Raw genomic sequence first — 12,203 nt, forward strand, 5'->3', positions numbered from 1 at the left:
TCATGACCAAGTCAGCCATCACTTCCCGCATTGTCCGCTACGGCGAGCTTCAACCCTGTAAAACCGCCTTTATCGATGCCCATACGCCGGGCAGCGATCAGAAAGAGAATTTCACGATCATCGGCGGCGGCGTCTCGGAATCTCCGGATCAGCACGTGCACATCACCGATAAGATCGGCTTCAACATCGGTGCCGCCGGTCAGCCGCCGAAATGCCGGAACTCATTGCACAGCCACACAACGGCCGAGGTTTTCTTTGTTGCCAAAGGACGCTGGCGCTTTTTCTGGGGCCGTTATGGCACCGCCGGTGAGTTCATCGCCGAGGAGGGTGATATTTTCAACATCCCGACCGGCATCTTCCGTGGTTTCGAAAACGTTGGCCAGGACTACGGTATGATCATGGCGATCCTGGGCGGTGACGACGCGGGCGGAGGTGTCACTTGGGCCCCTCAGGTCATCGAAGATGCGCAGGCGCATGGTCTGATGCTGGGCGACAATGGCGTTCTGTACGACACCAAGAAAGGTCAGGAGCTGCCTCATAATGTGCACCCAATGCCCTTGCTGACCGAAGAGCAGTTGAAGGGCTACCCTGAGGTTCCGGTTGAGGATGTCGTCGGCAAATATGTTGCACGGTATTGGGATCTGATGGCGTTGTCGGCCAATAAGCCTGCGCAGGTGATTGGTGAGAGCGGGTTGATCAAGGATAAGCCGGGGTTTGCGGTAGACTTCCTTGGCCGGGGGTCCTCTGTGACCGAACCGATTGCGGCGGATAAACCTGTGGTTCTGATGCCAGCCAGCGGTCACTGGCATATCTCGATCGACGGGCACGAAACCACAATTTCGACAGGTGACACGGCTCTGGTTTTGCCCGGCGAATCCTATAGCGTTCAGCCATCAATGACCGGGCAGGCGGGCCTGTACCGGATCACTGCAACCGATGAACCGGCAGGAGCGACCTGGACAGGATGAGCGCAGACCCGAACGACACCCAAGCCATATATGAGCGGCAAGCCACAGAGTATGACATGCGCCGCTCAAAAGCCCTTTTCGAGGCGCGCTGGCTGGCGCGCTTCACGGCCAGCCTCAAACCGGGTGATCACGTACTGGATCTGGGCTGTGGCACAGGCGATCCCATTGCGCGCTGGTTTATGGCCGAAGGGTTTGACGTCACGGGTGTCGATTTTTCCGCAGCCATGCTGAACATCGCCAAAGAACGCTGGCCGGACGGGGATTGGCGGAAAGCTGACATGCGGGATTTTGAGCTGGATCAGCAATTCGATGGAGTCATCGCCTGGAACAGCTTTTTTCACCTGACGGCAGACGAGCAGAAGGGCTGCATCACCCGCATGGCACGCCATTTACATAACGGTGGAATGCTGATGCTGACCGTAGGTCCACGCGCCGGGGAAGTCAGCGGCACGGTCGGATCAGAGCTTGTCTACCACGCCTCGTTGTCCCCGGCCGGTTATGCAACGTGCCTTGAAGAGAACGGGCTGCAATTGACCGGCTTTTTGGCCGAAGACCCCGAAACTCAAAGCCATACTGTGCTGATGGCACGAAAACTGTAAGGAGGTCTTTATGGCCGTAAAAACCACACATGTTGGGTCTTTGCCCCGAACACAGGACGTCGTGGATCTTATCTTTGCCAGGGAAAACTGTGAACCATATGAAGCAGCCGCGTTTGACGCGTGTATGACCGCCGCAGTCTCTGAAACGGTGCGCAAACAGGTCGAAGCTGGCGTTGATATAGTCAGCGACGGTGAGACTTCGAAGATTTCTTATGCAACCTATGTCAAGGACCGCTACACCGGGTTTTCCGGTGACAGCCCTCGAAATGCGCCTGCTGATTTGAAGATGTTCCCCGGCTTTCTGCAGCGGCTGGCCAATGACGGCGGCACGCCGCAATACGCCCGACCAATGTGCACCGGCGAGGTGCGATCAAAAGGGCAGGGCGAGTTAGAGAAAGACATCGCCAACCTCAAGGCGGCTATGGCGCAGCATGGGGTCGAGCGCGGTTTCATGAATGCCGCGTCCCCGGGCGTGATCTCTCTGTTTTTGCAGAACGATTTCTACTCCACGCGTGAGGCCTATCTGGCGGCGCTGGCCGATGCCATGAAAGAGGAATACGAGACCATCGTGGCCGCAGGTCTGGATCTGCAACTGGATTGTCCCGATCTGGCCTTGTCGCGCCATATGCTGTTCACAGACCTTTCAGACGACGCGTTCGTCGAAATCGCCGATATGCATGTCGAGGCGCTGAACCACGCGCTTCAGAACGTCCCGCAGGATCGCGTGCGGGTGCATATCTGCTGGGGCAACTACGAGGGTCCGCATTGCTGCGACATTGCGATGGACAAGGTGTTCAACACCCTGATGGCAACCAAATCGCGCTATGTCCTGTTTGAGACCTCGAACCCGCGTCACGCCCACGAGTGGACCGTGTTCCGTGACCGCAAATCTGAGATACCAGATGACAAGGTTCTGGTCCCCGGTGTGGTCGACACCACCACCAATTTCGTCGAGCACCCCGAGCTTGTGGCCCAACGGATCGAACGTTTCACGGGAATCGTCGGCGCGGACCGGGTGATAGCAGGCAGCGATTGCGGCTTTGGCACCTTTGCGGGCTTCGGCGCGGTTGACCCTCAGATCGCCTACGCCAAGTTGGCCGCGCTATCTGAGGGGGCCAAGCTGGCCTCAGCATGATACCCGTGATTTTCTTGCCGGGCATGATGTGTGACGCCCGCCTTTTTGGCCCGCAAATCGACGCACTGTCAGGCAGGATGCCGGTGATGACATTCCCGTTGTCGCGGCATGACAGCGTGCAGGCAATGGCAGATGACATTCTGCAAAATGCGCCGTCTGAATTCGCGCTGGCGGGATTGTCGATGGGCGGTATCGTGGCAATGGAAGTATTGCGTCAGGCCCCGGAACGTGTTTCGCGCCTGGCTTTGCTCGACACAAATCCACTGGCCGAAAAGCCAGAGGTCAAAGCCCGCCGCGCGCCCCAGATTGCAGCCGTTCGCGACGGTGAGCTGAGGTCGGTAATGCGGGACGAGATGAAGCCCAGTTACCTGTCCGACGGGCCTAACCGGGGGGCTATCCTGGATCTGTGCATGGCAATGGCCACCGACTTGGGCCCTGACGTATTCTTGCGCCAATCGCAGGCGCTGATGGATCGCCCGGACCAAAGCGCGACGCTGACAGCTTACACGGGAAAGGCTTTGGTCCTTTGTGGGCAAGAAGACAGACTGTGCCCCGTGGAACGCCACCAGTTGATGCACGATCTATTGCCAGACAGCGCGCTGGAGATCATCGAAGGCGCCGGGCATCTGCCGACATTGGAACAACCCCAAAAAACCACAGCGGCCTTGATCCGTTGGTTGGAGGACACATGACGCCATCCCTTTTGTCCCTGCTTCGCAGGGTCGATACCCCCACCGTCTGCAATGCCATTGAAGTGGCGCAGGGCAAGCGCGGGTTCGATGATTTCACGCGCGGGACCATGCTGTGTTCAGCGCCAGAGGAACCTCCGATCGTCGGCTATGCCCGTACCGCAAAAATCGCGGCAGTCAATCCACCGACCGAACCGCCTGACGTCATCAAGACCCGGCGCATGGCCTACTACAAATACATGGCCGAAGCGGTCAATCCGTGCGTCGCGGTGATCGAGGATATGGATTATCCGGATTGCATCGGAGCCTATTGGGGTGAAATCAATACATCCGTCCACAAGGGTTTTGGTATGTCCGGTGTCGTAACCAATGGCGTCATGCGTGATCTGGGAGACTTACCCAAGGGGTTCCCGGTCGTCGCCGGTTCCGTCGGGCCAAGCCATGGTTTCGTGCACGTCCGCGAGATTGATACACCGGTTTCCGTTTTTGGTCTGACAGTTAATCCTGGTGAACTGGTGCACGCCGACCGTCATGGCGCGTTGGTCGTACCCGGTGATGTCGTCGATCAGTTAGAAGCCGCAATCCAAAAGCTATTGGTGACAGAACGCATCGTCTTGGATGCAGCCAGTCAGCCAGGGTTTGATTTTGACGCTTTTGAGACCGCTTGGGCGGCCTTCGAAAAAGCCAGGGTCTGACTATAGGGGCCGTCATTCCGCATGCCGCCGCGCCTCAGAGCTTCTGCTCGACGAGGGCGAACAGCTCAATTGGATGCGCAACGCCACGAATGTCGTGAAACCCGCAAGGCGCAAACAGATCATCCGAAGCGCCAGCAACGACTGACGTTGCCAAAACTCTTCGGCCAATAGATTTTGTCAAACCCTCAATTCGGCTGGCGACGTTCACCGCGCCACCAAGTACAGTAAAATCCAGTCTTCCGGGGCTGCCGATGTTGCCATAACTGACTTGCCCTGCGTTGATCCCGATACCAACGTCTAGAGCCGGTTTTCCGGCTTCCGCGCGACTGCAGTTGAGGGCGGTCAGACCAGCCAAAACACTTTGCGCTGCATACGCAGCTTTGCGACATCGGTCAGCGCGATCAGCTTGCGTGGCGATGGTGAAAATCGACAGAATACCGTCACCCATAAATTTAAGAACATCGCCTCCATTCTCTTCCACTGACTGAACAACTAGATCGAAGTATCCGCTCAGCGCGTCAAAAACTTCCTCTTCAGGTGCGCTGTCCGATAGCGCCGTAAAGCCGCGCAAATCTGAGAACATGACCACGGCCTCAAGCGTTGTACGTTCCCCTCGTTTGATGCGCCCGTTCCAAACGCTGTCCGAGGGTCCATCGCCAAGGTAGGTTCTCAGAAGGCCTTTGGACGATTTGCGCATTGTGACAGGTTCCAAAGCCGAAGACAGCGCGGGCAGCGCGTCCTCGATCAATTTCAGATGCAGTGGTGAGAACCCTTCTGGTGCTTGGGTAACAAATGTGCAGCCGTGTAGTGATCTGTCGCCGTAATAAAGCAGGGTGGCATAATAGTCGGTGCCGCCCTGCTCGGCGAATTCCAGGTAGGATGAATGCTCTGTCTTTGAATCCAGCTGGCGTAGACTTTTGTGAAGTGGCTTTCGGTGTTCCAGAATATACTCAAATGAGCTTCCAACGTACCCGTCGGTCAACATCGTCTCATGTGTGACGTCATAGCTTTCGGTTCCATCAGGTGTCCAAACCACACCCCAAGCGATGAGTAGGGGATTGGCGAAGCGCTGGCCAATATTGACCCGCCAGAGCGGGACACCCGCCTTCATCAAGGACGAGCAGAAATGCGACACCACTTTCACGGGATCGCCTGATTGGCGTCCTTCAGTGATCATCCAGTTTGTCAGTTGGGCTACGGAGTCCATAATTTCAAACTAGTCGCTAGGGCTGGATGCACAAAGGAAATTGGGCCTGTGATGGGCCGATTTGAACCAATTGAGGCCCGCGCATGATGCCAGGCGCGTTTAGGCTTGGCGCAAATTCAGGAGGCGATCCATCGAAGATCTCAAAACACAAGCAGCTTGTTTTGCACGACCTGGCCCCAGATTGGGCTACCCGCTTCAAGCGCCTTGCCAAGGACGGCTTGGCAAGGCCGTGGTCATGTCCCGCTTGATCCCCAGGATGCATTCGCGTTTTAAGGGCGGTCGTCAAAAACGGGTTTGTAGCCACTCGCAAAATGCGGTCGAAATGTGTAATCCCGCCGTACCTGTTTTGTGTTGCAAGACGTAGTGGGCCTGGCCTGTATCAACGGGGGCACCGACAATTCTGATCTGGCGGCCGCTTGCGATGGCCTGCTGCGCGAACCGGTTGATCATAATAGTGCAGCCGCTTTCCGCGGCCACCAATTCGCAGGCGGCAACAGAGGTATCGACGATAAGGCGCGGGGATATATCAGCATTGGGCAGACCGCGGGCCGACAGATACCGCGCCCAATGGTCGTCAAACCCCAGAACGTGGATGGCAGCGTGCGCCATCAGGTCCTCGGGTGTTTTGATCATTGGCGCGGTGCGCGCACCGCAAACTGGAACGATGAACTCATCGGAAAGCTTGACCATGCGCGTGTCGGAATGGGTTTGCGGAGCCAGCAGGATGTCAATGTCCACGGGATGCCCTTCCTCGCCGCTCTGCCACAGAGAGGTGACAAGTTTGATCCCGATACCGGGATGGGCTGTCTGAAAGCTCGCAAGTTGCGGCGCCAGCCAAATGATCATAGCCGCCGACGCCCGCACAACGATCGTCGTCTCCAAGGCAGGCCCAAACAGCCCGTTTGTGGAAAATGCGATGTGCTCCAGTGAATCCCGGACCGATATCAAATAGGCCCGGCCGATTTCCGTCAGTTGCAGGCTTTTGGCCTTGCGAATGAACAGTTTCTGCCCCAGCTGACCTTCCAGCGCCTTCATGTGCTGACTGACAGCCGTTTGTGTCAGCCCCAGCTCTCGGCTGGCGGCGGTAAAGCTTAAATGACGTGCGGCGGCCTCGAAAGTGCGAAGCCAGTTCAGGTTGAGATTGCTTTTCATTGCCCATTCATAAGTTTTTTATGTGCATGGGCGCAAATTGTTTCATTTTCCTTCATTTCGGTCGGCAGTTAGACAAAAGCAACTGACGACGAAGTCGACCAGACAAAAGGGAGCGATCTATGCCGGAGATCAATCTAGATGCAGCCACCGACATGGTTTTGAGCCTTGTGGATCTGGAGCGCTATCCCATTGCGGATCTGGAAAGTGCCGAAGGCGCTGCGTTTCTCAAGGCCTGTCAGGACCAGATGGAGGAACATGGCTGGTGCAATCTGGATGGGTTCATCCGTCCCGGGGCACTGGCAGCTCTGGCCGATGAATCCAACGCCTTGCTACCCACCGCTGACGTACTGACCATCAAACGCAACATCTATCAGGGCGCAATTGACCCGTCGCTGCCCAAGGATGATCCGCGTCGTAAGGAATATACGCATGTGGCAACGCAATTGGCGGATGATCAGTTGCCGAATGAAACGCTTATTCAGCGGCTTTATCAGTCGCCGCGTTTGACGGACTTTGTGCGCCGCGTCCAAAAGAAAGAGGTGCTGCATCGCTGCGCCGATGAGTTTCAAGCGCTGAATGTCGTCGCCCTGCATCCAGGAAGCTGGCACGCCTGGCATTATGATACGACGGAATGCACCGTGACGCTGCTGTTGCAGGCCGCTGAAACCGGGGGTGACTTTGCCTTCTTGCCGAACTCGCGCACCGACGAAACCGAAGACCGCGAGGCGGTGGATCGTTTGCTTGCTGGTGATATGTCCCATACGCAGAAGTTTGACCGGGGTGCCGGTACTTTTACCCTGTTTCGCGGTGGCTATTCATTGCACGGGGTGACAGAGGTCGAAGGGTCGACCCCCCGTGTCACCGCGATCATGACTTATGACGAACAGGAAGGCCGCGTGATCAGCGACGACATCAACATCCGGATCTATGGTGATCGCGTCAAAAATATCCTCGCGGAACGCGCAGCCTCCAGCATCAACGCATAAAGGACCAAGCCATGAAAACTGCTCTACTCGTCATTGATGTGCAAATGGCACTGGCTCATGAGGATGCCGCCGGTGCCGTGCGATCTTGCCCCGAGGCAGGCGACAATATCGGCCGGCTTCTCAGCCGGTTTCGCGCGCACGGTGACAAGATCGTCCATGTGCATCACCACGGGCTTGACCCGGGCGATCCATTTCATGCGGATGCGCCAGGCGCGGCTGTTCAACCCTTTGCGGCACCGCAGGGTGACGAGCCGGTGATCATCAAAAACGTCTCCAGCGCCTTCGCCGGAACCTCGCTCGAGGCTGATCTGCGCGCCGACAATATTGAGCGTGTGGTCATTTGCGGGGCCACGGCCAATCACTGTGCCGAGTCTGCCGCGCGCTCTGCAAGCAGTCTGGGCTTTGAGATGGTCTATGCCTCTGACGCCGTCTGGGCTTATGACGCGACCGGGCCGGACGGAGTGACCCACAGCGCCGAACAGATCCATTCCGTCACGCTTGCCAATCTGCAGGGTGAGTTTGGTGAGGTATGTTCGACCGACACCATCCTGAATGCCTAAGCAATATAACTAACCCCGAGGACGGCGAAGATGCGCATTGGATTTATTGGGCTTGGCACCATGGGCGGCCCGGCGGCCCTGAACCTGATCAAGGGCGGGCATGACCTGACGGTCTGCGACCTTGATCGGAACCGGGCAGAAGAGCACCTGGCGCTTGGGGCGAAGTGGGCAGAGACCCCTGCGGCAGCCGCGCAAGCGGCGGACATCGTGTTCACCATGGTCTTTGGACCAAAACAAATCGAACAAGTGGCAGGTGGCGACGATGGGCTGCGATCCGCCATGTCCGCGGGGCAGATTTGGGTGGATATGACAACAAACAAACCCGCCTTTGTGCGCGAGCTTGCCGCCACCTTTGCTGAAAACGGTGTACAGTTGATTGATGCGCCGGTCACAGGTGCCGTCGATGGTGCACGCACCGGCAACATGCCCCAATTTGCAGGTGGGGATGAGGCGACCGTCGCGCGTATTCGCCCCGTGATGGAACTGATGGGTCCGCTTCATTACATGGGTCCCAGCGGCAGCGGGTCCGTGACGAAACTGGCCAGCAATCAGCTTTGGGCCATCCACGCGACAGCCATGGGTGAAGCACTTGTCATGGCGGTGAAATCAGGTGTCGATCTGTCACGAGCCTGGGACGCGCTTAAGATCGGGGCCAGCGAAAGCTGGTGCATGCATCACGACGCCCCGTCCGTTTTTGCCGGACATTATGATCCGTCTTTTACACTGGACTTGTGCCAAAAGGATCTGGGCCTGATCGTTGAGGCCTGCGACGACGCCGGCACCGCCGCCCCTGCCACACGGCTGGTATGCACGCAATTCGAAGCGGCCCGCGAAAAATACGGGGGCGACAAGGGCGAATTGCATGTAGTGAAGCTTGAAGAAGACAATGCTGGCGTGTCACTTCGCCTTGACGGGGATTGGATCCCGCACTGGGAAAAATAACAAGGGGCCCAATCTGGGCCCTAACCCCAAGGTCCCGCGATGCTGGTTAATAAGCGCATCCGCCGCCCAGCATTCGAAGGGCCGCTTTGAGGCGGTAGCTGGCGAAAATGTTGATTCTTACCGTTCCAACCCAAAATCCTAAACAGGAATACCCAAACCGACTTTCTTTCTTCCCATGACAACAGATGTGCGAAAGCGACGGACATTTGAGTTGTCGAAGAACAGCCGTTTCGTGAGTTCCTGAAAATCATCCATATCCTTTGCGGTGCAGACGAGACAAAAATCGGCGTCTCCGGTGATGTAATAGCACTGCTGTACCATAGGCTCTGATTGCGCCTGACGTGAGAATGCGTCGATCTGATCCTGACGCTCGCGTTCCAATTCGACCATGACAATAAAGCTCATCGCGACACCCAGCTTTTTGGGATCAACGATCGCGACTTCCGAAAGAATTGCGCCCGAGGTTCTGAGCGCCTTTAACCGCCGCTGAACGGAGGCCACGGACAAGCCCGTCTCGGACGCAAGCGCTTCGAGGCCTATCTTGGCGTCGGTTTGCATCAACTGAAGCAGATTTCGGTCGTGCTGATCAAGTTTCATGCGAATTTCCCTTGGTGTGAGAAAATTTCCCGAAAATTAGGGAGAATTGACCATAATAGATCATCTTTCGCGTGTACAACTTTCTGTATGAAAAATCCAACGATACTCGATGTTGCAAAACCGCTGGCTCTGCTGGCTGCATGCCCCGCCTATAAACCAAGTCCGTTGGAGACACGCAGTCTCCAAGACAGACCTATTCTGATCAAGGATGAAACCAACAGGATGGGATTGGGCGCTTTCAAAGCGCTCGGAGGCGTTTACGCTGTTGCCAAGCTGATAGAAGCGCGCGTCGGCCGCCATTTGGAAGCAAACGCCTATTTGGATGATTCCGTAAAAACCATCGCACGCACGATGACTTTTGTCTGTGCCAGTGCAGGTAATCATGGCATGGCCGTGGCGGCCGGAGCGCGGCTGTTTGGCGCAAAGGCCCGCATTCACCTTGCCGAAACAGTGCCAGAGGATTTTGCAATTCGCCTGCGGGACAAAGGCGCGGAAGTTGTCCGATCGGGTGACGATTATGAGGCGAGCGTTGCGGCAGCCATAGCCGACGCCGAGGCGTCCGGGGCAATCCACCTCGCCGATGGATCTTGGCCTGGATATACCGAACCTCCGAGGTTGGTAATGGAAGGCTATACCGTCATCGCCGAAGAAATGCGGACAGAGTTGGAAAGCTCCGGAAATTGGCCAAGCCACGTTTACTTGCAGGCAGGCGTTGGTGGTCTGGCTGCGGGGATCGCTTACATGATCCGGTCCACCTGGGCGGTTCAGCCAAAGATCATAGTGGTCGAACCTGATGCGGCCCCTTGCCTTGCCGAAAGCGCCCGGGCGGGACAGATCGTAACGGTTGAGGGCCCGGTTTCCAATATGGGGCGTCTGGATTGCAAAACGCCTTCTATGCTGGCTTTCGAAATTCTGGAACGGTGCGCCGATGACTGGGTTACGGTCACTGACCTGCAGGCCGTGGACGCTGTAAAACATGCGCGCGATCTGGGCTTTTCCACCACGCCGTCTGGCGCAGCGGGGCTTGCAGCCTTGTTGACGGACGAGGCTAAATTGCCGTTGATCGTGCTGTCCGAAGGAGACGTTCCCGATGCTTGATCTCGTTGCGTTTCGCCGTGATCTGCATGCCCACCCGGAAACAGGCTTCGCCCTTGACCGGACGTCGGATCTGATCGCGGCGGAGTTGGAACGCGCGGGACTTGAGGTCACCCGGGGTGTGGGCCGCGCGGGAATTGTGGCCACCTTGCGCCGTGGTCCGGACGAAACCGCAATCGGTTTTCGAGCCGACATGGACGCGCTGCCGATACAAGAGGCCACCAACTTGCCGTACCGCTCGGGAACGGAAGGCAAGTTTCATGGATGTGGCCACGATGGCCATAGCACCATGCTGCTGGGTGCCGCGCTGGAGCTTTCGGCGGACCCGTCTTTTGACCGCACCATTCACTTCATCTTTCAGCCCGACGAAGAGAACGGAAACGGGGCAGCCGCGATGATCGCGGACGGTTTGTTTGAACGTTTCCCGATGGCCGCGATCTTCGGCCTTCACAACATGCCCGGAATGGAGCTTGGGCGCTTTGCCACGCAAAGGGGCTCATTCTGCGCGTTCGAGGATAATTTTGAGATACGCGTTCAGGGTCAGGGCGGGCACGCGTCGATGCCGGAAAAAGGCGTTGATCCGATTGTGACTGGGGCCGCAATTGTGCAGCAGTTGCAATCGATCGTCTCTCGCTCGGTTCCGGCGAGCGAGCATGCAGTGGTTTCCGTAACGGAGTTCCTGACAGACGGCGCGCGCAACATTCTGCCTAGCAACGTAACTCTACGGGGGGATTGCCGGGGCTTTTCCAGAGATGTGTCCGAGAATATCGAGCGAAGAATGCGCTCCATAGTCGCCGGTGTATGTGCAGCACAAGGCGCTGAGGCGGAGGTTGATTACTCGACTTCCTTCCGGCCATTGGTGAACGATGCCAGAGCCACAGACATGATCGCGGATGCTGCTCGTGATGTTGGTAGCGTTGATGCGGATTACGGTCGGGTAGGATTCTCAGAGGATTTTGCAGAGTTTCTTGCGCACCGCCCCGGGGCCTTCATCCTGATGGGCAACGGATTGGAAGGGAACAATTCGATGCCGCTTCATAACCCGTCGTATGATTTTAACGACGAGGCGATCAGACATGGGATCGCGTTTTGGACCAGCACTGCACGGCGGGAATATTGACGGCAAGCGATGCCTGAATAAGCCCTAATAGCAGGCAGTTTATCCGCCCTGAAGTTCCCAATCGAACCCTCGGCCGATGTCATTTAGCTATTTTTTCTTTGCTGGGCCACTTCATCTGGTGACCACCTTCAGGGCTGCATCGAGATCCAGAAACATTGCGTGACGCAGTTGGCGCAAAGCCTCATGGTCACGAACTTCAACCCGGCAGATCGCGGAAAATCTGTTTCGAATCGCCGTCCGCGCCATATGAACCAAAACCCACGGGGCGGGTGCTTTTTTCTTATACAGACGGCAGATCCCCAAGGTTATTAGATGGTTAACATATCTCGGTACTTGATTGCGCGGCGATCTTCTTGTTTTACTGAAAATCAAATCAACCCATGCCCAAACGCGGTGTGAATATACAGTGAAAATCGGTAGCAAAACTCTGAATCTACAGAACTTTATGACGATGCGGG

The 12,203-nt window shown here is 56.8% G+C and carries 13 protein-coding genes; 10 read left to right on the forward strand and 3 right to left on the reverse strand.

Going from position 1 to position 12,203, the window contains the following annotated elements:
- Positions 1-2: 2 nt before the first annotated feature.
- The 5 genes from AC2FID_RS14445 to AC2FID_RS14465 are packed head-to-tail and all read left to right on the forward strand — an operon-like array spanning position 3 to position 4,086.
- On the forward strand, positions 3-968 hold the full coding sequence (locus AC2FID_RS14445) for a cupin domain-containing protein (protein WP_496780562.1): 966 nt from the start codon (positions 3-5) through the stop codon (positions 966-968).
- On the forward strand, positions 965-1,567 hold the full coding sequence (locus AC2FID_RS14450) for a class I SAM-dependent DNA methyltransferase (RefSeq protein ID WP_282120211.1): 603 nt from the start codon (positions 965-967) through the stop codon (positions 1,565-1,567). Before AC2FID_RS14445 ends, AC2FID_RS14450 begins: the two co-directional genes overlap by 4 nt.
- A gap of 10 nt (positions 1,568-1,577) precedes the next feature.
- The gene (locus AC2FID_RS14455) at positions 1,578-2,702 is read left to right on the forward strand and encodes a cobalamin-independent methionine synthase II family protein (RefSeq protein ID WP_282120212.1); all 1,125 of its coding nucleotides are present in this window, start codon (positions 1,578-1,580) and stop codon (positions 2,700-2,702) included.
- Complete coding sequence (locus AC2FID_RS14460) at positions 2,699-3,394, forward strand: alpha/beta fold hydrolase (RefSeq protein WP_282120213.1); 696 nt, start codon at positions 2,699-2,701, stop codon at positions 3,392-3,394. The genes AC2FID_RS14455 and AC2FID_RS14460 overlap by 4 nt, the downstream gene beginning before the upstream one ends.
- Positions 3,391-4,086: an RraA family protein gene (locus tag AC2FID_RS14465; RefSeq protein ID WP_496837412.1), complete on the forward strand. Its 696-nt coding sequence runs from the start codon at positions 3,391-3,393 to the stop codon at positions 4,084-4,086. The genes AC2FID_RS14460 and AC2FID_RS14465 overlap by 4 nt, the downstream gene beginning before the upstream one ends.
- 34 nt (positions 4,087-4,120) lie before the next feature.
- Here AC2FID_RS14465 and AC2FID_RS14470 read toward each other — a convergent pair whose 3' ends face one another.
- Both AC2FID_RS14470 and AC2FID_RS14475 read right to left on the reverse strand, forming a co-directional pair.
- Entirely contained in the window at positions 4,121-5,263 is a 1,143-nt protein-coding gene (locus AC2FID_RS14470) for an adenylate/guanylate cyclase domain-containing protein (RefSeq protein WP_496837413.1), read from the reverse strand.
- Positions 5,264-5,575: 312 nt separating this feature from the next.
- Entirely contained in the window at positions 5,576-6,445 is an 870-nt protein-coding gene (locus tag AC2FID_RS14475; protein WP_496837414.1) for a LysR family transcriptional regulator, read from the reverse strand.
- A 119-nt stretch (positions 6,446-6,564) separates the two neighbouring features.
- Here AC2FID_RS14475 and AC2FID_RS14480 point away from each other — a divergent pair, with 119 nt between their 5' ends.
- Genes AC2FID_RS14480 through AC2FID_RS14490 form a run of 3 tightly spaced genes read left to right on the forward strand, consistent with a single transcriptional unit; the run spans position 6,565 to position 8,933 of the window.
- Positions 6,565-7,431: a HalD/BesD family halogenase gene (locus AC2FID_RS14480; RefSeq protein WP_496837415.1), complete on the forward strand. Its 867-nt coding sequence runs from the start codon at positions 6,565-6,567 to the stop codon at positions 7,429-7,431.
- 11 nt (positions 7,432-7,442) lie between these two features.
- A complete protein-coding gene (locus AC2FID_RS14485) occupies positions 7,443-7,991 on the forward strand; it encodes an isochorismatase family protein (protein ID WP_109312362.1) in 549 nt (182 codons plus the stop codon).
- 30 nt (positions 7,992-8,021) lie between these two features.
- Complete coding sequence (locus AC2FID_RS14490) at positions 8,022-8,933, forward strand: NAD(P)-dependent oxidoreductase (RefSeq protein WP_496837417.1); 912 nt, start codon at positions 8,022-8,024, stop codon at positions 8,931-8,933.
- Between the two features lie 138 nt (positions 8,934-9,071).
- On the opposite strand, the gene AC2FID_RS14495 is transcribed toward AC2FID_RS14490, so the two are convergent.
- Positions 9,072-9,530, reverse strand: coding sequence for an Lrp/AsnC family transcriptional regulator (locus AC2FID_RS14495; protein ID WP_496837418.1), 459 nt, complete (start codon positions 9,528-9,530; stop codon positions 9,072-9,074).
- 87 nt (positions 9,531-9,617) lie between these two features.
- Here AC2FID_RS14495 and AC2FID_RS14500 point away from each other — a divergent pair, with 87 nt between their 5' ends.
- Both AC2FID_RS14500 and AC2FID_RS14505 read left to right on the forward strand, forming a co-directional pair.
- Positions 9,618-10,628 carry a pyridoxal-phosphate dependent enzyme gene (locus tag AC2FID_RS14500; RefSeq protein WP_496837420.1) on the forward strand — a complete coding sequence of 337 codons (1,011 nt, stop codon included), beginning with the start codon at positions 9,618-9,620 and terminating at the stop codon, positions 10,626-10,628.
- Positions 10,621-11,745: a M20 aminoacylase family protein gene (locus AC2FID_RS14505; RefSeq protein WP_496837421.1), complete on the forward strand. Its 1,125-nt coding sequence runs from the start codon at positions 10,621-10,623 to the stop codon at positions 11,743-11,745. Before AC2FID_RS14500 ends, AC2FID_RS14505 begins: the two co-directional genes overlap by 8 nt.
- Positions 11,746-12,203: the final 458 nt, after the last annotated feature.

Source organism: Ruegeria sp. CDSC068 (assembly GCF_059610545.1).